Source organism: Klebsiella scottii (assembly GCF_036561945.1).
GTDB classification, from domain to species: Bacteria; Pseudomonadota; Gammaproteobacteria; order Enterobacterales; family Enterobacteriaceae; genus Klebsiella; species Klebsiella scottii.
In genome coordinates this window covers 2,690,368-2,711,838 of sequence record NZ_JARXNI010000020.1, presented here as the reverse complement: position 1 = coordinate 2,711,838, position 21,471 = coordinate 2,690,368, and the positions used below count along the sequence as shown (strand labels likewise).

At 58.5% G+C, this 21,471-nt stretch carries 18 protein-coding genes and 1 pseudogene; 6 read left to right on the top strand and 13 right to left on the bottom strand.

Annotation, left to right across the window (positions count from 1 at the left end; all coding sequences use genetic code 11):
• Positions 1–61 precede the first annotated feature (61 nt).
• From fldA to ybfF, 3 genes are all read right to left on the bottom strand, one after another.
• On the bottom strand, positions 62–592 hold the full coding sequence (gene fldA, locus QFI97_RS20415) for a flavodoxin FldA (RefSeq protein ID WP_148250773.1): 531 nt from the start codon (positions 590–592) through the stop codon (positions 62–64).
• Positions 593–742: 150 nt separating this feature from the next.
• Complete coding sequence (gene ybfE / locus QFI97_RS20410) at positions 743–1,036, bottom strand: LexA regulated protein (protein ID WP_095095086.1); 294 nt, start codon at positions 1,034–1,036, stop codon at positions 743–745.
• Between the two features lie 133 nt (positions 1,037–1,169).
• On the bottom strand, positions 1,170–1,943 hold the full coding sequence (gene ybfF, locus QFI97_RS20405) for an esterase (protein WP_346431883.1): 774 nt from the start codon (positions 1,941–1,943) through the stop codon (positions 1,170–1,172).
• 183 nt (positions 1,944–2,126) lie between these two features.
• On the opposite strand from ybfF, the gene seqA reads away from it, so the two are divergent.
• Positions 2,127–2,675, top strand: coding sequence for a replication initiation negative regulator SeqA (gene seqA, locus QFI97_RS20400; RefSeq protein WP_095095093.1), 549 nt, complete (start codon positions 2,127–2,129; stop codon positions 2,673–2,675).
• A 33-nt stretch (positions 2,676–2,708) separates the two neighbouring features.
• Positions 2,709–4,349, top strand: coding sequence for a phosphoglucomutase (alpha-D-glucose-1,6-bisphosphate-dependent) (gene pgm / locus QFI97_RS20395; RefSeq protein WP_095095097.1), 1,641 nt, complete (start codon positions 2,709–2,711; stop codon positions 4,347–4,349).
• Between the two features lie 99 nt (positions 4,350–4,448).
• Here pgm and potE read toward each other — a convergent pair whose 3' ends face one another.
• The 9 genes from potE to kdpF all read right to left on the bottom strand — a co-directional run bounded on the left by potE (position 4,449) and on the right by kdpF (position 16,421).
• On the bottom strand, positions 4,449–5,768 hold the full coding sequence (gene potE / locus QFI97_RS20390; RefSeq protein ID WP_095095101.1) for a putrescine-ornithine antiporter: 1,320 nt from the start codon (positions 5,766–5,768) through the stop codon (positions 4,449–4,451).
• The gene (speF, locus tag QFI97_RS20385; protein ID WP_331850555.1) at positions 5,765–7,963 is read right to left on the bottom strand and encodes an ornithine decarboxylase SpeF; all 2,199 of its coding nucleotides are present in this window, start codon (positions 7,961–7,963) and stop codon (positions 5,765–5,767) included. The genes potE and speF overlap by 4 nt, the downstream gene beginning before the upstream one ends.
• Positions 7,964–8,219: 256 nt before the next feature.
• Positions 8,220–8,324: a leader peptide SpeFL gene (gene speFL, locus QFI97_RS20380; RefSeq protein ID WP_143350131.1), complete on the bottom strand. Its 105-nt coding sequence runs from the start codon at positions 8,322–8,324 to the stop codon at positions 8,220–8,222.
• A 277-nt stretch (positions 8,325–8,601) separates the two neighbouring features.
• Positions 8,602–9,279 (bottom strand): two-component system response regulator KdpE, encoded by a 678-nt coding sequence (gene kdpE / locus QFI97_RS20375; RefSeq protein ID WP_095095103.1) that lies wholly within the window; start codon positions 9,277–9,279, stop codon positions 8,602–8,604.
• A 28-nt stretch (positions 9,280–9,307) separates the two neighbouring features.
• Positions 9,308–11,995, bottom strand: a complete 2,688-nt coding sequence (kdpD, locus tag QFI97_RS20370; protein ID WP_095095104.1) for a two-component system sensor histidine kinase KdpD — start codon at positions 11,993–11,995, stop codon at positions 9,308–9,310.
• A gap of 2 nt (positions 11,996–11,997) precedes the next feature.
• Positions 11,998–12,573, bottom strand: a complete 576-nt coding sequence (gene kdpC, locus QFI97_RS20365) for a potassium-transporting ATPase subunit KdpC (protein WP_095095105.1) — start codon at positions 12,571–12,573, stop codon at positions 11,998–12,000.
• A gap of 10 nt (positions 12,574–12,583) precedes the next feature.
• Positions 12,584–14,632, bottom strand: a complete 2,049-nt coding sequence (kdpB, locus tag QFI97_RS20360) for a potassium-transporting ATPase subunit KdpB (RefSeq protein ID WP_095095108.1) — start codon at positions 14,630–14,632, stop codon at positions 12,584–12,586.
• 20 nt (positions 14,633–14,652) lie between these two features.
• Complete coding sequence (gene kdpA, locus QFI97_RS20355) at positions 14,653–16,332, bottom strand: potassium-transporting ATPase subunit KdpA (RefSeq protein WP_346431882.1); 1,680 nt, start codon at positions 16,330–16,332, stop codon at positions 14,653–14,655.
• Entirely contained in the window at positions 16,332–16,421 is a 90-nt protein-coding gene (kdpF, locus tag QFI97_RS20350) for a K(+)-transporting ATPase subunit F (protein ID WP_015584874.1), read from the bottom strand. Before kdpF ends, kdpA begins: the two co-directional genes overlap by 1 nt.
• A 309-nt stretch (positions 16,422–16,730) precedes the next feature.
• Here kdpF and QFI97_RS20345 point away from each other — a divergent pair, with 309 nt between their 5' ends.
• The 3 genes and pseudogenes from QFI97_RS20345 to phrB all read left to right on the top strand — a co-directional run bounded on the left by QFI97_RS20345 (position 16,731) and on the right by phrB (position 18,998).
• Positions 16,731–16,937 carry a DUF2517 family protein gene (locus QFI97_RS20345; protein WP_095095114.1) on the top strand — a complete coding sequence of 69 codons (207 nt, stop codon included), beginning with the start codon at positions 16,731–16,733 and terminating at the stop codon, positions 16,935–16,937.
• 102 nt (positions 16,938–17,039) lie between these two features.
• Positions 17,040–17,528 (top strand): annotated as a pseudogene (locus tag QFI97_RS20340) (DUF1722 domain-containing protein); the annotation flags it as partial.
• A gap of 27 nt (positions 17,529–17,555) precedes the next feature.
• A complete protein-coding gene (phrB, locus tag QFI97_RS20335) occupies positions 17,556–18,998 on the top strand; it encodes a deoxyribodipyrimidine photo-lyase (RefSeq protein WP_346431881.1) in 1,443 nt (480 codons plus the stop codon).
• Here the strand turns inward: phrB and dtpD are convergent.
• Entirely contained in the window at positions 18,970–20,448 is a 1,479-nt protein-coding gene (dtpD, locus tag QFI97_RS20330; RefSeq protein WP_346431880.1) for a dipeptide permease DtpD, read from the bottom strand. The two genes, phrB and dtpD, sit on opposite strands and share 29 nt — an antisense overlap.
• 270 nt (positions 20,449–20,718) lie before the next feature.
• On the opposite strand from dtpD, the gene QFI97_RS20325 reads away from it, so the two are divergent.
• Positions 20,719–21,462 (top strand): type 2 GTP cyclohydrolase I, encoded by a 744-nt coding sequence (locus tag QFI97_RS20325; protein ID WP_095095125.1) that lies wholly within the window; start codon positions 20,719–20,721, stop codon positions 21,460–21,462.
• Positions 21,463–21,471: the final 9 nt, after the last annotated feature.

Here is a 21,471-nt window from a genome sequence, read left to right as displayed (position 1 = left end):
ATTAGTTTTATTGCTTTTACCTATCAATACGGCGATACCCGAAGGTAGCGCCGTTTAACGATCAGGCGTTTTTGATTTCTTCGAGATGCAGTTCTTCAGAAATCTGTTTAACCCACTTCTCTACGCGCTCGTTGGTCAGCTCAGGCTGACGGTCTTCATCGATAGCCAGACCGACGAAATGGTCGTCATCGGCGAGACCTTTAGAGGCTTCAAAATGGTAGCCTGCAGTCGGCCAGTGGCCGACGATGGTTGCGCCGCGCGGTTCGATGATGTCGCGAATGGTACCCAGCGCGTCACAGAAGTATTCAGCGTAGTCTTCCTGGTCGCCGCAGCCAAACAGGGCTACCAGCTTACCGTTGAAATCGACCTCTTCCAGCGTCGGGAAGAAATCATCCCAGTCACACTGCGCTTCACCGTAGTACCAGGTTGGGATGCCCAGCAGCAGAATATCATGACCTTGCAGGTCTTCTTTGCTGCTTTTGGCAATGTCGTGAACATCAGCAACATCTTTACCAAGCTGCTTTTGGATCATTTTTGCAATATTTTCGGTGTTGCCGGTGTCGCTGCCAAAAAAGATGCCGATGATTGCCATGAGTAAAATAACCTCTTGAAACTTAATGATGTGGTAGTGGCGTAATGCCCGCAGATAACGGCAATCATAGCAGAACAGGGAAGGGCGCGGAAACAGCAATCACACCCGACTGCACACTCTGCTACATGAAAGTGTTGTTTTTGAGGTTTCTCAGACTTTACCCTGGCTATGCAGGGCTGCCAGCTGGTTCATCAACATCTCTTCAATCAGATCGCTACGGTTCATATTACGGGCATCAGCTAACTCGTTGAGCGCATCAACCGCTTCAGCGTTGAGCTTGAGCTCCACGCGCCTTAAGCCGCGAACTTTGTCGCGTTTAAGCTGGTTGCGTTTATTGATGCGCAGCTGCTCGTCGCGCGAAAGCGGATTGGTCTTTGGTCTACCCGGGCGACGCTCGGTTGCGAACAAATCTAATGTCGTACGGTCCGTTTGTTCTTTTGCCATGATTCAGAGTGACTTCGGGGAAACGAGTTGTCGGGCCATTGCCGACACAGATAGCGCGCCATAATACATCAGGCGAACCGCTGCGCCAACGACCGCAGGCATTCTGCGGCGCGGTCGGGCAGTTTTTAGCCAGTTATGCCGCTAAAAAGGAGAGATATCGACGAATTGCGCGCAATACCGCTTCCGGTTTCTCCGCATGGACCCAATGGCCCGCGCCGGCAATCACGTGCGCGCGGGCCTGAGGGAACTGAGCCAGCAGCGCGTCGCGATATTCATCGGTCACGTAGGGAGAGTTGCCGCCTGGGATAAACAGGGCCGGATGCGGCCACGCGGGAACCGGCTGCCAGCCGACGATATGGCTATATTGATTCCACAGGACCGGCACGTTAAAACGCCACTGGCCGTCAACGAAGGATTTCAGCAGAAACTGAATGACTCCCTCTTCCTGCAGATGCTTGCGCATAATTGCCGCCGCCTGCTGACGGGTTGCGGCGCCGGCAGCGGTCACGGCGTTAATGGCGGCAAAGATTTCGTCATGGCGGCGGACGTGATAATCCACCGGCGCGATATCAATAGCCACCAGGCCGTCGATGCGTTCCGGGGCCAGGGCGCTCAGCGCCATCACCGCTTTACCGCCCATTGAGTGGCCGATAAAGGTCGCTTTTTCCAGCTGAAGATCGTCAAGGGTGTCGAGCAGATCCTGAGCCATAGCGGCGTAGGTCATCTGCGGATCGCGCGGGGAAAGACCGTGATTGCGCATATCGACCTGCAAAATATCGTAGTCGGCGACCAGGTCGCGTGCGAGGATACCGAGGTTATCAAGGCTGCCAAACAGACCGTGAACCAGGACCACAGGGGAATTATTGTGCGGATTTTGTGCAGATTGCGCGCGGCTATTTAATTTCATGGCAAAGTTCTTTTTTTCGCTCCGTCGGGTTAGGGTATTATGTTGGACATTCTGCCATCCGGCTGCAAGACCCAGAGCTATCTGAGTTTTACCGCCATCCTGGTTTGACGCTATCCGCGGTTAGGATTTGTCCTTATAATCCTGACAACTTGTATTCAGAATAAGATATCGCACTGGATTAAGATGAAAACAATTGAAGTTGATGATGATCTCTATCGCTATATTGCCAGCCACACCCAGCATATTGGTGAGAGTGCATCCGACATTTTACGGCGCATGCTGAAATTTTCCGCCGCTTCCCAGACTGCCACCTCCGTCGCGAAAGCCGCGCCGGCTCCGGCTCCGACCGCTGTTGTTGAGGCCAGGCCCGCGAATCCGGTGAAGGATAAGGTCCGCGCCGTGCGCGAGCTGCTGTTATCTGATGAATATGCCGAACAAAAGCGCGCGGTAAACCGTTTTATGCTGGTACTGACGACGCTTTACTCGCTGGACGGCAAAGCGTTTGCTGCGGCCACCGAGTCTCTGCACGGACGTACGCGTACCTATTTCGCTGAAGACGCCCGCATCCTGCTGAAAAGCGGCAATCAGACCAAACCTAAGCAGGTCCCCGGCACGCCGTGGTGGGTGATTACCAATACCAATACTGGCCGTAAATGCAGCATGATTGAACATATCATGCAGTCAATGCAATTCCCCGCGGAGTTGATTGAGAAGGTTTGCGGCACGATCTAGCTTTATTCACCCTTGCATCAGAAGGATCAGGCAATGGCAATCGATAAGCGTGCGGGGCAGCCTGCACAACAGAGTGATTTGATTAACGTCGCCCAGCTGACTGCCCAGTACTATGTACTGAAGCCGGAAGCAGGCAATGCGGAGCATGCGGTGAAGTTCGGGACCTCTGGCCATCGCGGCAGCGCAGGTCGCCATAACTTCAACGAGCAGCATATTCTGGCGATTGCTCAGGCAATTGCGGAAGATCGCGCGAAGAACGGTATTACCGGTCCATGCTACGTCGGTAAGGATACCCATGCGCTCTCCGAGCCGGCCTTTATTTCCGTACTGGAAGTACTGGCAGCTAACGGTGTTGATGTGATCGTGCAGGAAAACAACGGCTTCACCCCGACGCCGGCGATTTCCAACGCTATTCTGGTGCACAACAAAAATGGTGGTCCGCTGGCGGATGGCATCGTGATTACGCCGTCGCATAACCCGCCGGAAGATGGCGGTATCAAGTACAACCCGCCGAACGGTGGTCCGGCTGATACCAACGTCACCAAAGTGGTGGAGAACCGGGCTAACGAACTGCTGGCTTCCGGCCTGCAGGGCGTGAAGCGCATCTCCCTCGATGCTGCTCTGGCCTCCGGCCACGTGAAAGAGCAGGATCTGGTTCAGCCGTTTATTGAAGGGCTGGCGGATATCGTCGATATGGCGGCGATTCAAAAAGCGGGCCTCAAGCTTGGCGTCGATCCGCTGGGCGGTTCCGGTATTGAATACTGGAAGCGCATCGCAGAGTACTACAAGCTGAATCTGACCATCGTTAACGATCATGTCGATCAAACTTTCCGCTTTATGCATCTGGATAAAGACGGCGCCATCCGCATGGACTGCTCGTCCGAGTGTGCGATGGCTGGCCTGCTGGCGCTGCGCGACAAGTTTGATCTGGCCTTCGCCAACGATCCGGATTACGACCGTCACGGCATCGTTACCCCGGCCGGTCTGATGAACCCGAACCACTATCTGGCGGTGGCGATCAACTATCTGTTCCAGCACCGTCCGCAGTGGGGCAAAGAGGTTGCCGTCGGCAAAACGCTGGTCTCCTCGGCGATGATCGACCGCGTGGTCGGTGACCTTGGCCGTAAGCTGGTGGAAGTGCCGGTAGGCTTTAAATGGTTCGTTGACGGCCTGTTTGACGGCAGCTTTGGCTTCGGCGGTGAAGAGAGCGCGGGCGCTTCGTTCCTGCGTTTTGACGGCACGCCGTGGTCCACCGACAAAGACGGTATCATCATGTGCCTGCTGGCCGCGGAAATCACCGCCGTCACTGGTAAAAACCCGCAGCAGCACTATGATGAGCTGGCCGCACGCTTCGGCGCGCCGAGCTATAACCGCCTGCAGGCATCGGCAACTTCCGCGCAAAAAGCGGCGCTGTCGAAGCTGTCGCCGGAGATGGTCAGCGCAAGTACGCTGGCGGGCGATCCAATCACCGCTCGCCTGACCGCCGCGCCTGGCAACGGCGCGTCGATCGGCGGTCTGAAAGTGATGACCGATAACGGCTGGTTTGCCGCCCGTCCGTCAGGCACGGAAGACGCCTACAAGATCTACTGCGAAAGCTTCCTCGGCGAAGAGCATCGCAAGCAGATTGAGAAAGAGGCGGTAGAAATTGTCAGCGAAGTGCTGAAAAACGCCTAAACGAAAAAGGAGCCGCAGGGCTCCTTTTTTATATCACTGTACTCAGATTACCTCACCAGCCGCTCCTGCGCATCGCCGATAATCCGGGTTCGCCAGGTATCAGCCGTGTTTGTTTTTCAGCTCAAAACGTGGCGATACCAGACCATAAAGCGTCCAACCGAGGAAGGTGACGATCGAGCCGTACAGCATGGCTTCTTCGCCGGAGGAGTAGAGCGCGTAAAAGCTATACAGTGCGCCGATAAAGGCCACAACGTTGGCGGATTTGGCTTTCGCCGGATTGACGTTCGCCATTTTCTGAATAATCACCAACGCGGCCATCGACAGAATATACGGGATGATATTGGTCACTACCGCCAGGTTTACCAGTACATTGAACTGGCTGTTCAGCGACGGACTGATAGTCATCAGCGCGAGTCCGCTCTGGATGATCACGATGGTCAGCATACCCTGAACCGGAGCGTCCACTTTTGTGACCCGAGAGAAGATTTTCGGGAAATAGCCTTCATCGGCCGATGATTTAAAGACCTGGGCGATAGTGAACTGCCAGCCGAGCAGCGAACCGCAGCAGGACATCACCATCAGGGCCATGATGACCTTGCCTGCTTCCGGAGTAAACATCTGCGCGAAGGCCAGCCCGAACGGCGCCGTGGAGTTAGCTAAATCCATATTTGGCACAATCCCGGCAATCACGTTGGTTGAGATGATATAAATTACCGCTGCACCCAGCGTACCTCCCAGCACCGCAATCGGCACGTTGCGTTCCGGATTTTCCACGACTTCGGCGTTGGCGCAGGCCGACTCCAGCCCGAGGAAGGCCCACAGCGTCATCGCAATGGAAGAACCAACGGCCGAGAAGAACGGCACGTGGTGCGGATTCCATGAGCTGGCGTAGAGGGTTGGACTAAACCAGAACCAGCCGATGACGCACAGGCCGACAACCGGAATGATCACCCCCCAGACGGTGATACTACTGATCTGTCCGGTAATGCGCGCGCCGCCAAAGTTGGCGACGGTGCACAGCCACAGCACGCCGATGGTTGCGAGACCGATCTGTACCGGCGACAGCGCGGCGCCGAACAGCTCGGTGCCGTAGCCGACGGCGGAGATCGCGATTGCGACGTTGGCAATCAGCAGCGAAACGCCATAGGTATAGTTGGCCATAAAGTTGCCGGATTTACCGAACGCATACTCGGCGTAGCCGCCCATCCCACCGGATTTACGGCTGAACATCCCGCACTTAGCGAATGCCCATGCCAGCGCCATTGAACCGACGGCGGTCACCAACCATGAAATGATCGAGATGGTACCCACCTCCGCAAGCTTGGTCGGCAGCATAATGATCCCGGAGCCCATCATATTCACGATGGTCAGAATAGTGAGCTGGACAACGCCCATTTTGTTGGACTTAGGCTTGCTCATAGTTTTTCCCCTTTCAGCAGAGCGTGCCTGGGGGCGCATTGCTGAATGACGTAGCACCATACCTGCTTACGGCCGTCCTGTTCTTCGATATACACACCCTGCAACTCAGGTGCAAAACCTGGCAACAGATTGATCCCTTCTTCCAGCGCGCTGAAATAACGCAGCGCTGAGCCGCCCCAGACTTCGCCGGGGACAACGCAAAGAACGCCCGGTGGGTAAGGAAGCGCGCCTTCCGCCGCAATTCTTCCTTCCGCATCCCCAAGGCGAACCAGCTCAACCTCTCCGCGCAGATAGGCGTAGTTGGCCTGTTGAGGATTCATACTGACGCGGGGAAAGTGCGTTTTGCGGAACATCTCTTTTTGCAGCTGTTTCACATTGTTGCGGGAATACAGATCGTGCATCTCCTGGCACAGCTGGCGCAGGGTGTAACCGGCATAACGCGCTTCATGTTGCCGGTAGATTGATGGCAGAACGTCGGCCAGCGGCACGTCGGACGCCAGCAGGCTTTCGAAACGCACCAGCAGGGCAACGAGCTGCTGCAGCTTGGCCATATCTTCCGCAGGCGTCAGCAGAAAAAGGATCGAGTTGAGGTCGCATTTCTCCGGGACAACGCCGTTTTCACGCAGAAAGTTGGCGAGAATGGTTGCCGGTACGCCAAAGTCATCATATTCGCCGCTGCGTGCATTGATACCTGGGGTGGTGAGCAGAAGTTTGCAGGGATCAACGAAATATTGCTGTTCCGCGTAGCCCTCGAATGCATGCCACTGTTCGCCGGGGACAAAGTGGAAGAAACGCAGATCGTTGGCGATTTGCGCGGTGGGGTAAGATGCCCAGGGTTTTCCATCGACCGTTTCCGGTACAAACGGTCGAATATGCTGACAGTTATCGAGGATCAGCTTGCGCGCATCAATGCCGTTCGCCACACAATTCATCCACATGTTACGCCCGCCGATCCCCTCATGCATTTTGGCGTTGATATCAAGTGCCGCGAAGAGCGGGTAGAACGGGCTGGTGGAGGCGTGCATCATGAAGGCGTTATTCATGCGTTTATGCGGCACGTAGCGCGGCTGTCCTTTGATATGGCTATCTTTTTTATGGATCTGCGAGGTCTGGGAGAAGCCGGCCTGTTGCTTGTGCACGGACTGGGTGACCAAAATACCCGGATCGTTCTCATTCAGTTCTAATAACAGCGGAGAGCAATCGGCCATCATCGGAATGAACTGTTCATAACCCACCCAGGCGGAGTCAAACAGAATGTAGTCGCATAGATGGCCAATCTTATCAACGACCTGACGGGCGTTATAAACAGTACCGTCATAGGTTCCAAGCTGAATGACCGCCAGGCGGAAGGGGCGCGCGTCCGTGGCCCGCTGCGGCGCGACTTCGCAAATAAGCTCGCGCAGGTAGCCCTCTTCAAAGCAATGGGCGTCAATCCCGCCGATAAAACCATAGGGGTTACGCGCTGTCTCCAGGTAGACCGGCGTGGCGCCGGCCTGTAGCAAGGCGCCGTGATGGTTGGATTTATGGTTATTACGGTCAAAGAGCACCAGGTCACCCGGCGTTAGCAGGGCATTAAGCACAACCTTGTTGGATGATGACGTCCCGTTGAGGACAAAATAGGTTTTATCCGCGTTAAAGACTTTCGCCGCGTGCTGCTGGGCGATGCAGGGCGCGCCTTCATGGATAAGCAGATCCCCCATGGCTACATCGGCGTTGCACAGGTCGGCGCGGAAAAGCGTCTCTCCAAAGTACTCAACGAACTGATTTCCCGCCGGGTGGCGCCGGAAAAACTCGCCCCCTTGATGACCGGGACAATCAAAAGCGCTGTTACCCTGATTGACATAGTCGACCAGGGCGCGGAAGAAAGGCGGACGCAGCTGGGTTTCATAGTGACTGGCTGCGGTTTCCAGCTGGCGGCCGTAGAATGCGCTGCGCGCTTCGTTGTGTTCGAAAACACCCGATATACGCGGTAAATATTCCGCCGGCACCCGCTCTTCGCCATGCGTCGTAACGAAGACCGGGATGCCGTAGCCTGTTGCATCGATTTCGTCGAGTTTTCCTTCTTCAATATCATTGATGGAAAGTACCACTGCAGCAATATCAATAAAACTTGTTTCATTAACATTAATGATGCTGCGTTGCGTCGAAAAACTATCCGGGCAGAGACGACTTACGGCTATTTTTAATTTTGACATTTTTTAACTCTTTATTTTTGGTAATGGCTGGCCCTCAACTTCTCGCATGAGAAATTGATATCTCCGGAAAAAAAGCAAAACCATCTCGCTGATAATAAAATCAGTAAATTGCTTTTTTTAGATACAATAAACCCTACCGTATCCGGTCATGGTTAATTCAGGGTTTATGTGGGTGAGCACCACGCGGAGTGCAGGAATTCCCCCGTATCACAAGGGATCGGGAAGACCTGCATACTGAGTGCCCGAAGTCAGAAGACTATCGGGCATTAAAGAAATGAAAATCGAAGCTATTGCGGTGAGAGAACATCATAATATGCGTTGTACGCCTTATATGAGGCATTAGTCGGTTATTGTTTTCCATTTTTAACGTTCCTTTCATTTTCTGTTGAAAGTGCAGTCATTTTATTTGTAAAACTGATAGTTTCCGTGAAGTTGATCAATAAAACAGATCAATGGCAATATATTTGACTGGTTTTTGTTGCGTTTTTGTTATGATTGTCTTTATTGTTCTTGTTAAGTTGATTTTTTGTTACATTATGAGGGTGAAATGATTCGTTGCCGGAGAAATATTATTTCCTCAGCAATGAGATTTTTTCTGCAAATAAAATTATTTTTATTAAAAATAAATGAAAAAGAATTTACGGCATAAACCGGTAGCCAATGCCGGTCTCGGTCAGCAGATGCTGCGGCCGCGCGGGATCAACCTCCAGCTTTTGCCGCAGATGCCCCATATAAATTCGCAGATAGTGGCTGTGCTCCACCGCGTTCGGCCCCCAGACGTGATTCAGCAGATGGCGCTGGGTCAGCACTTTGCCTGCATTATTCAGCAGCGCAGCCAGCAGGCGGAACTCAATCGGAGTCAGATGCACTTCCTCCTCGCCGCGAAGGATACGCCGCGCCGGGATATCAACCTGGATAGTGGAAAAGCGGACGATGGGTTCATCGGCCTGGGCGCCGGCGTGGCGGCGCAGCGCGACCCGCAGCCGCGCCTGCAGCTCGCCAATGCCAAACGGCTTACTCAGATAGTCATCGGCGCCGGCATCCAGCGCGGCAATCTTATCCTGTTCTTCCGTACGCGCCGACAGCACGATAATCGGCATCTGGCTCCACTGGCGCACTTCGCGAATAAAATCGCTGCCGTCGCCATCGGGGAGGCCAAGGTCAAGGATCGTCAGGTCAGGCTTGCGGGTTGCGGCTTCGAGAAGACCGCGCTGCAGCGTTTCGGCTTCAAATACGCGCATGCCGTCGGCTTCCAGCGCGGTGCGCAGAAAGCGACGAATAGCATGTTCATCTTCAATAATAAGAACGTTGATCACGGTTCCTCGGCTAGTGCTTGCAGTCAGGTCAGGCGTCGCCGCACCACTCATCCAGCTCCGGCGGCGCTTCTCGCGGCAGTGTAACACGGAAGCAGGCGCCGCCCTCAGGGCGCGTTTGCGCGGCGATGGTGCCGCCGTGGACCTCGACGATCGCCTGGCAGATTGCCAGCCCCAGCCCTACGCCTGGGATCGCGGACTCTTTATGACCGCGGGCGAACTTATCAAAGATAGCCTGCTCCTGGCCCAGGGGGATCCCCGGGCCATTATCCCACACGTTGAGCAGCAGCTGGCGATCGTCGGCCTGCGCCGTAATGCCGATTTGCGCCTGCGGTCCGGCGTACTTCAGCGCATTCTCCAGCAGATTGATCAGCACCCGCTCAAACAGCGGCCCGTCAACGTGAACCAGCAGCAGCGGGTCGGGTAGCGCCAGCTGAATATGCTGGCCGCCGAGACCCGGCTCCAGCATCCGCAGCGCGCTGCCGACCACCTCTTCGAGGGTGAGCCACTCTTTGTGTAAATTAAAGCCGCCGGACTGGATCCGCGCCATATCCAGCAGATTATTCACCAGCCGGGTGGTGTTGAGCACGTGCTGGCGAATTTCGTTGGCCTGCGGCGCGTGCTTCGATCCTTCGCTCGCCAGGTCGAGGGTCAGAATCTCCGCCTGACCGAAGAGGATCGTCAGCGGGGTGCGTAAATCATGCGACAGCGCCGCCAGCAGGGAGTTACGCAGGCTTTCGCGTTCGCTGTTAAGCCGGGCCTGCTCTTCGCTGGCGGTGAGCGTCAGCCGCTCAAGGGCGCTGGCGACCAGCAGGGTAAAGGTCTCCAGCAGGCGCTGCTGCTCGGGGATCATCAGCTGGCGCAGGTTATCCGGCTCAACCACCAGCAGCCCCCAGCTGCGGGCGGCGCTTTTCAGCGGCAGAATCTGATAGGGAACGCCGGGCAGCGTATCGGTACCCGCGCCGGCGGGCTGGCCTTTATCGAAACTCCAGCGCGCAATCGCATCATCCCACGAGGTGAGCCCCGTCTGCTGGGTCAGCGGCCGCAGAGCTCCGCTATCGTCGGGCAGCAGGAGCTGGCCGCGGGCCTGGAAAGTAGAGGCGATAAAGCGCTCGCTGGTCAGCGCAATATCTTCCCGGCTGCGCCCGACCGCCAGCGCTTTTGACATCTCATACAGGTGGCGGGTGCGCTGCTCGCGGTAGCGGGCCACGCGGGCCTGGTAGCGCACGCCGGCGGTAAGGTTGCCGATCACCAGGCCAACGGTGAGCATGACTCCGAAGGTCAGGAGATACTGGACGTCGGAAACCGCCAGCGTCCCGCGCGGGGCGATAAAGAACAGATCGAAGCTGACGACGTTGATAACCGTCGCCAGCACCGACGGCCAGCGGCCGTACAGCAGGGCGATAACCACCACCCCGAGCAGGTAGATCATCACCAGGTTAGCGGCCTCAAAGGCCACCAGCCACTGCATGGCGACGAGCGTAATTACCGCGCATATTGCCACCGCGACGCAGCAGCCCTGCAGCTGCAGACGCCACTTATCCATCGTGGTGCGGCTATCGCCGGCGCGAGCGGGCAGGGGAGCGCTCTTTTCATCAAGGGCGATAACCACCAGATCGAGGTCCGGCGCGTGGCGGGCCAGGCGGTCGGCAAAACCCTGCCGATCCCACCAGCGGCGCTGACGCTGACGGCCAATAACGATCTTGCCGAGGTTATGTTCCCGCGCGTAGTGCAAAACCGCTTTCTCTTCCGAAGGATCGGACAAGGTGGCGGTCTCCGCGCCCAGCTCCTGGGCGAGCCTGAGCGCCGCGAGGATCGCCCGCCGCCTGGCTTCCGGCAGGCGATGCAGCGAGGGGGTTTCAACGTAGACCGCGTGCCAGACGCTGCCGAGCCTGGCCGCCAGGCGGGCGGCGGCGCGTACCAGCTTCTCGCTGCCGGTATTGTGGCCAATGCACAGCAGGATGGCGTCGCGGGTGTGCCAGACCTTCTCCTGACCCTGGCGGTCGCGCCAGGCGCGCATCTGCTCATCGACCCGGTCGGCGGTGCGGCGCAGCGCCAGCTCGCGCAGGGCAATCAGGTTACCTTTGCGAAAGAAGTTTTCGATGGCGCGTTCGGCCTGGCCGCCGATATAAACCTTCCCCTCGTTGAGGCGCTGGCGAAGATCGTCGGGCGGGAGATCGACCAGCACCACGTCATCGGCGGCATCAAAGAACGGGTCGGGGACGGTTTCGCGGACCTGCACGCCGGTGATGCCGCTGACCACGTCGTTCAGGCTTTCCAGATGCTGGACGTTAACGGTGGTAAAGACGTCGATTCCGGCTTCAAGAAGCTCTTCGACGTCCTGCCAGCGTTTGGGGTGGCGTGAGCCGGGGGCGTTGCTGTGCGCCAGCTCATCGACCAGAATCAGCGCCGGGCGGCGGGCCAGGGCGGCGTCGAGATCGAATTCGTGAACGTAGCGCCCGCGGTGGGAGAAACGGCGCGGGGGGAGGGTGCTCAGCCCCTCCAGCATCGCCGCCGTCTCTTTACGCCCGTGGGTTTCCGCCACGCCAATCAGAATATCGAGCCCCTGGGCACGCAGCCGCTGCGCCTCCGCCAGCATCGCCCAGGTTTTACCGACGCCCGCGCAGGCGCCAAAGAACACCTTCAGCTTCCCGCGATGCGGGTCGGCGGCGTGTTGCAACAGACGGTCAGGGTCCGGGCGCAGCGGCTCGTCACTCATTTTTAGTTATCCTTCAGGGCATCCAGCGCCATATTCAGCTGCAGTATATTTACCACAGGTTGGCCGAGAAAACTGACCAGCGGTTTTTGCGTCGCCTCATTCACCAGCCGGGTGACCTGCTCCGCGCTCAGACTGCGGGCTTTGGCGATGCGCGGAACCTGCCACAGCGCCGCCGCCGGAGTCAGGCCGTTATCCAGCCCGCTCGCCGAGGCGGTGACCAGCTCCACCGGCACCCGTGGGCTGGCGTCCGGGTTGGCGCGGCGCAGCGCCGCGACCCGTTCGCTGATGGCTTTATCCAGCGCCGGGTTGCTGGCGGCGAGGTTGCTTCCGCCGGACGCCAGCGGACTGTCCGCCGTCTGGGCGATGGCCGAAGGACGTCCCTGGAAATAGCCTGCGGCGGTAAAATTTTGCCCAATCAGGCTGGAGCCGCGCACTTCGCCATTGAGGAGGATCGGCGAACCGTTCGCCTGCTGGGGGAACCACCACTGCCCCAGAGCGGTGGTGAGCAGCGGATAGAGCCCGCCGGTGAGCAGCGTTAACAGGATAAATAGCACAACGGCCGGACGAATGAATGACATGGTATTTTCCTCACACCAACCCGGTCAGGGTCAGCAGCAGATCGATGATTTTGATGCCGATAAACGGCACCAGCAGCCCGCCAAGACCGTAGACCCACAGGTTACGGCGCAGCATGGCCGATGCCGACAGCGGGCGATAGCTCACGCCCTTCAGCGCCAGCGGGATCAGGAAGACGATAATCAGCGCGTTAAAGATAACCGCGCTGAGGATCGCCGATGACGGCGAGTGCAGGCGCATTACGTTGAGCATGGCGAGCTGCGGGTAGACGGCGGCAAAGGCGGCCGGAATAATGGCAAAATATTTCGCCACGTCGTTGGCGATACTGAAGGTGGTTAACGAACCCCGGGTCATCAGCATCTGCTTACCGATATGCACCACCTCAATTAATTTGGTCGGGTTGGAGTCGAGGTCGACCATATTTCCGGCCTCTTTTGCCGCCTGGGTACCGGAGTTCATCGCCACCGCAACGTCGGCCTGGGCCAGCGCCGGGGCATCGTTGGTACCGTCGCCGGTCATCGCCACCAGCCGACCTTCGGACTGGTACTGGCGAATCAGCGCCAGCTTGGCTTCCGGCGTGGCTTCGGCGAGAAAATCATCGACCCCCGCTTCGGCGGCAATCGCCGCCGCGGTCAGGCGGTTATCGCCGGTGATCATCACCGTTTTGATGCCCATCTTGCGCAGCTGGGCAAAGCGCTCCTTGATCCCGCCTTTGACGATGTCTTTCAGCGAAATAACCCCCAGCACGCGCTCGCCTTCGGCCACCACCAGCGGCGTGGCGCCCAGGCGGGCGACCTCTTCCACCTGTTTGTCGACGTCCGCCGGGAAGTGGCCGCCGTTGGCCTCGACGTGGCGACGAATGGCATCGACCGAGCCTTTGCGGATCATGCGCTGATCGATGTTGATGCCGCTCATCCGCGTTTGGGCGGTGAACGGAACGAAGGTCGCCTGCAGCGACTGCAGATCGCGTTCGCGGAGATTGAACCGCTGTTTAGCCAGCACCACGATGCTGCGTCCTTCGGGCGTCTCATCCGCCAAGGAAGAGAGCTGCGCCGCGTCGGCGAGGGTTCGCTCCTCCACGCCGCGGGCCGGCAGGAAGGCCGAGGCCTGACGGTTGCCGAGGGTGATGGTGCCGGTTTTATCCAGCAGCAGAACGTCAACGTCGCCGGCGGCTTCAACCGCGCGCCCGCTGGTAGCGATAACGTTCGCGCCCAGCATGCGGCTCATCCCGGCGACGCCGATGGCCGACAGCAGGCCGCCGATGGTGGTGGGGATCAGGCATACCAGCAGCGCCACCAGTACCGTTACGCTGACCGCATTGCCGCTCCATGCGGAGAAGGGCCAGATAGTGGCGGTGGCCAGCAGGAACACCAGCGTCAGGGCGATCAGCAGGATCGTCAGCGCGATCTCGTTCGGCGTTTTGCGCCGCTGGGCGCCTTCCACCATCGCGATCATCCGGTCAAGGAAGGTTTCGCCGGGATTAACGCTGCAGCGGATCACCAGCCAGTCGGAGAGAATGCGCGTCCCGCCGGTGACCGACGCGAAGTCGCCGCCGGATTCGCGGATCACCGGCGCCGATTCCCCGGTAATGGCGCTCTCATCTACCGAAGCGCCACCTTCAATCACTTCGCCATCGCAGGGAATGATATCGCCGGCTTCCACCAGCACCACGTCGCCTTTGCGCAAATCCTCGGCCGGAATATGGTCGATCCGGGCATCGTGCTGCGGGGCGCGTAGTTTACGGGCGAATGAGGTCTTTTTGACGCCTTTCAGGCTGTTGGCCTGGGCTTTACTGCGCCCCTCCGCCATCGCTTCGGCAAAGTTAGCGAACAGCACGGTAAACCACAGCCAGATGCTCACGGCGGCGGTAAAACCGGCGCTGCCGGCAATATGTCCGCTGGTCATGCCGATGGCGAGCAGGGTGGTGACCAGGCTGCCGATCCAGACAATGAACATAACCGGGTTACGCCACTGCACCGAAGGGTTCAGCTTTTTCACCGCGTCCAGCAGCGCCTGGCGCACCAGCGTCGGCTCCAGCAGGGCTAATTGTTTGCGACTCATAACAGGTTGCTCCGCATCGCTTAAAGTAAGGAGAAGTGTTCCGCCAGCGGGCCGAGCGCCAGCGCGGGGATAAAGGTCAGGGCACCAACCAGCAGCACGGTCCCGATCAGCAGGCCGATAAACAGCACGTCATGGGTGGCGAGCGTGCCGGTGCTGGCGGGCTGAATTTTCTTGCCGACCAGCGAGCCGGCAATCGCCATCACCGGAACGATGACCGCGAAACGACCGATCAGCATGCAGAACGCCAGCAGCAGGTTCCAGAACGGGGTGGCCGCGCTCAGGCCGCCGAAGGCGCTGCCGTTGTTATTGGCCGCCGAAGTGACGGCGTACAGCACTTCGCTAAAGCCGTGCGGGCCGGGGTTAAACATCGCTGCCCGTCCGGCATCGGTCATCATCGCCAGCGCGGTGCCGAGCAGAACCAGGGTCGGGGTAACGAGGATCGCCAGGGCGATCATTTTCATCTCGCGCACGTCGATCTTTTTACCCAGATACTCCGGCGTCCGGCCGATCATCAGTCCGGCGATAAACACCGCCAGCATGACGAACAGCAGCATGCCGTACAGCCCCGATCCCACGCCGCCGAAGACCACCTCGCCGATCTGCATCAGCCACATCGGCACCATGCCGCCCAGCGCGGTAAAGGAGTCATGCATGGCGTTCACCGCGCCGCAGGAGGCGGCGGTAGTCACCACCGCAAACAGGCTGCTGGCTAAAATGCCAAAGCGGCTCTCTTTGCCTTCCATATTCGCGCTGCTATCGGCGCCAAGCGCCAGCAGATGCGGGTTGCCGTGGGTTTCCGCCCACATTACTACCGCCGCGCAGACGATGAAGATAAGCGTCATGGCCCACAAAATTGCCCGACCCTGACGGCGATCGCCCACCGCCTCACCGAAGGCAAAGCACAGCGCCGCCGGGATCAGGAAGATCGCCAGCATCTGCACCATATTGCTTAGCGCCGTCGGGTTTTCGAACGGATGCGCCGAGTTGGCGTTAAAGAATCCGCCGCCGTTAGTCCCCAGCATTTTAATGGCTTCCTGCGACGCCACCGGCCCCATCGGCAGCGTCTGGCGTACGCCTTCCAGGGAGGTGAAAGCCTGGTACGGCAGCAGATTTTGCGGCACGCCCTGCTGAATAAAGAACAGGGCAAGCAGCAGCGAGATCGGCAGCAGCAGCCAGAGCGTGATGCGGGTGAGGTCGACCCAGGCGTTGCCGAGGGTGCTCACCTGCTGGCGTGACCAGGCGCGGGTGAAGGCGAAGATCACCGCGATACCGGTTGCCGCTGAGAGGAAGTTCTGCACCGCCAGGCCCACCATCTGGCTGAGATAGCTCATGGTGGTTTCACCGGCGTAGGCCTGCCAGTTGGTGTTACTGACAAAGCTAACCGACGTGTTCAGCGCCAGGTCCCAGGAGAGGCCGGGCAGATGCTGAGGGTTAAGCGGCAGCGATCCCTGCAGCATCAGCAGCGTAAACAGCGCCGCCATCCCGAGGGCGTTAAACAGCAGAATGGCGAAGAGATACTGATACCAGTTCATCTCCTGTGAACGAATACCTGCGACGCGCCAGATCCCGCGTTCGATCCCGGCCAGGCCGGGCAGCGGGGTATCGGCGATCATTCTGGCAAGCACCGTTCCCAGCGGGCGGGCCAGAACCATCAGCAGCCCAATAAAGCTGGCGATAAGTAAAAATCCTTGAGCGGCCATCAGAATGCCTCCGCGTTGATCAGGGCATAAACCAAATAAGCCAGCAACAGGAACACCAGCGCCACGCCAGCGATTACGCCTGCACTCACAATCCACCTCCGGGTGTATTTACGATTTACCCGCAGGATAGGAATTACGGCGCAAAGATTTTGCAAAAATCGGCGGGGGCGGTGTAAAAAAAGTATAAAAATGCCAAAGACCATTATTTAACTAATGGTTAGTATTAATTTAACTTTTCTGTAACTCAATTACCGGATGAATGTAAATAAAGGCTAAATAAGCCGCCTTTAGTGGTCGGATGAGTAGTAAAATTACAACCAAAGCGCTATTATTTTGCGCAGAGAGACATTGATAATTTACCGGCGTTAATTGCCGGCCTGACATAAGGGAGAGAAATTATGGCGTTATACAAAACTTATCCTGCTCACGTAGTCTTCTTACGTCGCGCTTTCGCCGTCGTGGCCGGCGTTGCGGCATTTCCGGTGATGCTGTTCTGGAAAGACAGAGCCCGCTATTACAGCTGGCTGCACCGCGTATGGGCGAAGACCAGCGAACAGCCGGTATGGATGGCGCAGGCCGAAAAGGCCGCCGCTGATTTTTACTGATCGCCATCCCGTCGACTGACAAAGCAACCGCCGGTTTTCCGGCGGTTTTTTTTCGCCCGTTGTGGCTTACACTGATAGCTCTTTAACGATAAAGGAGCCGTCATGAGCGATAACTGGCTAGAGGATGATGACAAAACCCGTTTTTACACCCTGCGCGAGCTGGATAATCTGCGCCGCGATGGGCTGACCCGGGGCCGGCTGATGGATTTTCACAGCCGCTATAAGCTGTTGCTGCTGGCCCATTCACAGCCTGAATACCGCCAGATTGGTCCCTTCATGGCGGAGATCGCCCGATGGCCGTCGCTGGAGGAGTTTTTTGTTGCCTATCGCGAGCGGCTGGTGAAGCTGCTGGCCCATCCGTCCACTCGCGCCAATCACACCAACGTGCTGATGCACGTTCAGGGCTACTTCCGCGAACATTTGACTGCACAGCAGAAGCAGGAGCTGACGTCGCTGATTGACGAATATCGCCGCGGCCAGCAGCCGCTGCTTGCGCCGGTGAGCCTCCTCCAACACTATATGAGCGAATTTCCCGATCCCTGGCTCGCCGGCCAGCGCTATTTCAACCCCTGGCCTGAGTTGCAGGACTAATGAGACGCTATTAAGAGCAGGAGTTTTATGGCCACCCATCTGGTCTGGTTTCGCGCGGATCTGCGCATTCACGATAATCTGGCGCTGGCTGCGGCCTGCCGCGATCCCGACGCCAACGTTCTGGCGCTATTTATCGCGACGCCCGAACAGTGGCGTCAGCACGGGATGGCGCCGCGTCAGGCGGCGTTTATGGTCAGCCATTTGCGGAGCCTGCAGGTCGCGCTGGCCGAGCGCGGTATCGCGCTGCAGGTGGCGCAGGCGACCGATTTTGCCGCCAGCGTCGCGCTGCTGGCCAGGTTCTGCGAGGAGCAGCAGGTCAGCCATCTGTTTTACAACTATCAGTATGAAATCAACGAGCGCCAGCGCGACGCGGCGGTGGAGAAAACGTTGGGCCGCGTGGTGTGCCAGGGATTTGACGACAGCCTGCTGCTGGCGCCTGGCAGCGTGCTGACCGGCAGTCGTGAAATGTATAAGGTGTTCACGCCGTTCAAAAATGCCTTTATCCGCCGTCTGCGCGAGATACTGCCGGAGTGCGTGGCGGCGCCGAAGGTGCGTAAAAACGGGCCGCTGACGCCGGCTGCCCTGCCGGAGATTGACTACCCGCAGACGGCGTTCGACCCGCTGCTGTTTGCCGGCGATGAAAAAGCGGCCATCGCCGGCCTGCGCGCTTTTTGCCAGCAGAAGGCCGCCGATTATGACCAGCAGCGCGACTTTCCAGCACTGGAGGGCACCAGCCGGCTTTCGCCGTGCCTGGCGATTGGCGCGCTCTCGCCGCGCCAGTGCCTGCATCGTCTGCTGGCGGAGCAGCCCGGCGCGCTGGACGGCGAGGGCGGGGCGGTATGGCTCAACGAGCTTATCTGGCGCGAGTTCTATCGCCACCTGATGGTTTACTACCCGGCGCTGTGCAAGGGGCGGCCGTTTATCGCCTGGACCGACAGGGTGGCATGGCTCGACGATGAGCCGGGGCTGCAGGCATGGCAGGAGGGGCGCACCGGCTTTCCGATTGTCGATGCCGCTATGCGTCAGCTCAACGCAACGGGCTGGATGCACAACCGACTGCGGATGATTGTTGCCAGCTTTCTGGTTAAGGATCTGCGCGTCGACTGGCGCGCCGGCGAGCGCTATTTCATCAGCCAGCTGATCGACGGCGATTTAGCCGCCAATAACGGCGGCTGGCAGTGGGCGGCGTCTACCGGGACCGATGCGGCGCCCTATTTCCGCATCTTCAACCCCACGACCCAGGGCGAGAAGTTCGATAAAGCGGGAAGGTTTATTCGCCAATGGCTGCCGGAGCTGGCAGCGGTGCCGGAAAAGGCCCTGCACCAGCCGTGGGTCTGGGCCGATAAGCAGGGCGTAACCCTGGCGTATCCGCGCCCGCGGGTCGATCACAAGCAGGCGCGGCTGGAGACGCTGGCCGCCTGGGAGGCCGCCAGCAAAGGCGCTACTCCAGCGCCAGGCGGCGGGTCCTGACCCGCAGCGAGTGATAGAGCCAGATTGCCAGCACCAGGCCGACGCAGGCCAGCGAGCCCCAGGTAATCTGGCTGAACACGTCGATGTAGGCCTCAATGGCGTAGTGCGCTGCCCCGGCCGCATCGAACGAACCCTGCGACGTCTGGTCGGCGATAACCCCCGCCAGATAGTTGGCGATGGCGCCGGAGAGCAGCATATAGATGCCGGTCAGCACGCCGGTGACGCCGGGTATTTCAATCCGCGTAATCTGCGACATCGCCACCGGATCGATAAACAGTTCGGCAAAGCCCATTACCGCCAGCCCGAGTACCATCAGCGGCATTGAGGAGTGGCCGTAGGTGGCCGACCAGCGGGCGCTCAGCGTCAGGATACAAAAACCGGCGCTCATCAGGCCAAGGCCCAGCGCAAATTTGCCCCAGATGCGCACGGTGCGGTTGCCGCTGATATTCTCTTTGACCAGCCACGCCAGAACCATCCCGCAGAGCATCACCGCAAAGGCGTTCACCGACTGGAACATCGCGGTCGGGACTTCGTAGCGCATAACATGGCGGTTAACGAAGCGGTCGATGTACAGGCTGATGGAGCTGCCGCCCTGCTGGGCAAAGGCCCAGAACAGCAGGCTGAAGCCGGTCAGGATGATAATCAGCCGCAGATCCCGGCGCTGTTTGGCGGTTTCCGCCCGCAGATAGATTCTTGCCAGCACCGCCAGGCCAATGACGGTGGCGACAATCAGCGCATAGACCGACCACTCCTGCCAGAACAGCACGGTAATCAGCAGCGGGGCGGCCACCATCAGCACCAGCAGCCAGCCCCAGTTCGGCAGCATAAAGCGGCGGGCGCGCAGCGCCTGACGGTTGACGCCGGAGGTATGGCGAAAATGACGGCTGCCGCAGAGGAAAATCACCAGCCCGGCGATCATGCCGATGGCCGCCAGCGCGAAGCCCATCGCCCAGCTGTACTCTTCCTGCACGTATCCGCAGGCGATAGGCGCGATAATGGAGCCGATGTTGCCCGCGGCGTACATCAGCGAGAAACCGCCGTCGCGACGCGGATCGGTCGGCTCGTATAGCTCGCCGAGCAGGCAGCTGACGTTGGACTTAAACAGTCCGTAGCCGCAAACGATAATGGCCAGCGACAGGTAGAGGAAGGTGGGGGCGATTTCGCTGGCGCCGAGCACCAGGTGGCCAATAGCCATCAGCAGCGCGCCGATCATCACCGCCATGCGGTTGCCTAACAGCTTATCAGCCAGAAAACCGCCGAGGATCGGCGTAACGTAAACCAGGGAACAGTAGGCGCTGAAGAGGGCGTAGGCGTGGTTATCATCATACTTAAGCTGATTGGTGAGATACAAAATCAGCAGCGCCCGCATACCGTAAAAACTGAAATATTCCCAGATTTGCAGCGCGACGACGTAGTAGATGGCGCGTGGCTGCGATGATTGTGTGTTCATGTAACGCTCAGTTCCTGCCGTAAAGCGAAAGTCGATCTTCCTGCATGAATAGCGCTTTAGTAGTGGAATTCATGGTCTTAAAGGCTTTCTGATTATTTAATATGCTGTAATAGTGCATAAATATACACGAATGCGCGGTGGGGTGGGTAGACAAATTGCGGCTCTAAGCTAAAAGTCAAAATAGAGGGCGTCGCGAGCGTGCTATCGACGGTCAGCGCGGTTATCGTTATGTTATCTTCGCAGATAACCTGACGACCTGATGGAGCGGCAATGAAAAATAGCGAACTGGAACAACTCATTAACGAAAAGCTTAACAGCGCGACGTTCAGCGACTATGCGCCGAACGGCCTGCAGGTGGAAGGACGCGAGACGGTGCAAAAAATTGTCACCGGCGTGACCGCCAGCCAGGCGCTGCTGGATGAGGCCGTGCGCCTGCAGGCGGATGCGGTGATTGTCCATCATGGCTATTTCTGGAAGGGAGAAGCGCCGGCTATCCGCGGCATCAAGCGCCAGCGCCTGAAAACCCTGCTGGCCAACGATATCAACCTCTACGGCTGGCACCTGCCGCTGGATGCTCATCCTGAACTGGGCAATAACGCGCAGCTGGCCCAGCTGCTGGGTATCACCATTATGGGGGAAATTGAGCCCCTGGTGCCGTGGGGAGAACTGTCGATGCCGGTCTCCGGCCTGGAGCTGGCCTCGTGGGTTGAAGCGCGTTTGGGACGTAAACCGCTGTGGTGCGGCGATACCGGGCCGGAAAAAGTCTCGCGGGTGGCGTGGTGCACCGGCGGCGGTCAGGGCTTTATCGACAGCGCGGCGCGCTTTGGCGTCGATGCCTTTATTACCGGCGAAGTTTCGGAACAAACCATTCACTCGGCGCGCGAGCAGTCGCTGCATTTTTATGCCGCCGGGCACCATGCAACCGAGCGCGGCGGCATTCGCGCCCTTAGCGAATGGCTGACGGAAAATACCGATCTGGACGTCACGTTTATTGATATCCCTAACCCGGCCTGAAGGGAGAGA

Excerpts from the sequence above, each read along its gene's own strand:
- fldA (WP_148250773.1), bottom strand. The coding sequence starts at position 592 with ATGGCAATCATCGGCATCTTTTTTGGCAGCGACACCGGCAACACCGAA.
- ybfE (WP_095095086.1), bottom strand. The coding sequence starts at position 1,036 with ATGGCAAAAGAACAAACGGACCGTACGACATTAGATTTGTTCGCAACC.
- ybfF (WP_346431883.1), bottom strand. The coding sequence starts at position 1,943 with ATGAAATTAAATAGCCGCGCGCAATCTGCACAAAATCCGCACAATAAT.
- seqA (WP_095095093.1), top strand. The coding sequence starts at position 2,127 with ATGAAAACAATTGAAGTTGATGATGATCTCTATCGCTATATTGCCAGC.
- pgm (WP_095095097.1), top strand. The coding sequence starts at position 2,709 with ATGGCAATCGATAAGCGTGCGGGGCAGCCTGCACAACAGAGTGATTTG.
- potE (WP_095095101.1), bottom strand. The coding sequence starts at position 5,768 with ATGAGCAAGCCTAAGTCCAACAAAATGGGCGTTGTCCAGCTCACTATT.
- speF (WP_331850555.1), bottom strand. The coding sequence starts at position 7,963 with ATGTCAAAATTAAAAATAGCCGTAAGTCGTCTCTGCCCGGATAGTTTT.
- speFL (WP_143350131.1), bottom strand. The coding sequence starts at position 8,324 with ATGGAAAACAATAACCGACTAATGCCTCATATAAGGCGTACAACGCAT.
- kdpD (WP_095095104.1), bottom strand. The coding sequence starts at position 11,995 with ATGAGTGACGAGCCGCTGCGCCCGGACCCTGACCGTCTGTTGCAACAC.
- kdpC (WP_095095105.1), bottom strand. The coding sequence starts at position 12,573 with ATGTCATTCATTCGTCCGGCCGTTGTGCTATTTATCCTGTTAACGCTG.
- kdpB (WP_095095108.1), bottom strand. The coding sequence starts at position 14,632 with ATGAGTCGCAAACAATTAGCCCTGCTGGAGCCGACGCTGGTGCGCCAG.
- kdpA (WP_346431882.1), bottom strand. The coding sequence starts at position 16,332 with ATGGCCGCTCAAGGATTTTTACTTATCGCCAGCTTTATTGGGCTGCTG.
- QFI97_RS20345 (WP_095095114.1), top strand. The coding sequence starts at position 16,731 with ATGGCGTTATACAAAACTTATCCTGCTCACGTAGTCTTCTTACGTCGC.
- phrB (WP_346431881.1), top strand. The coding sequence starts at position 17,556 with ATGGCCACCCATCTGGTCTGGTTTCGCGCGGATCTGCGCATTCACGAT.
- dtpD (WP_346431880.1), bottom strand. The coding sequence starts at position 20,448 with ATGAACACACAATCATCGCAGCCACGCGCCATCTACTACGTCGTCGCG.
- QFI97_RS20325 (WP_095095125.1), top strand. The coding sequence starts at position 20,719 with ATGAAAAATAGCGAACTGGAACAACTCATTAACGAAAAGCTTAACAGC.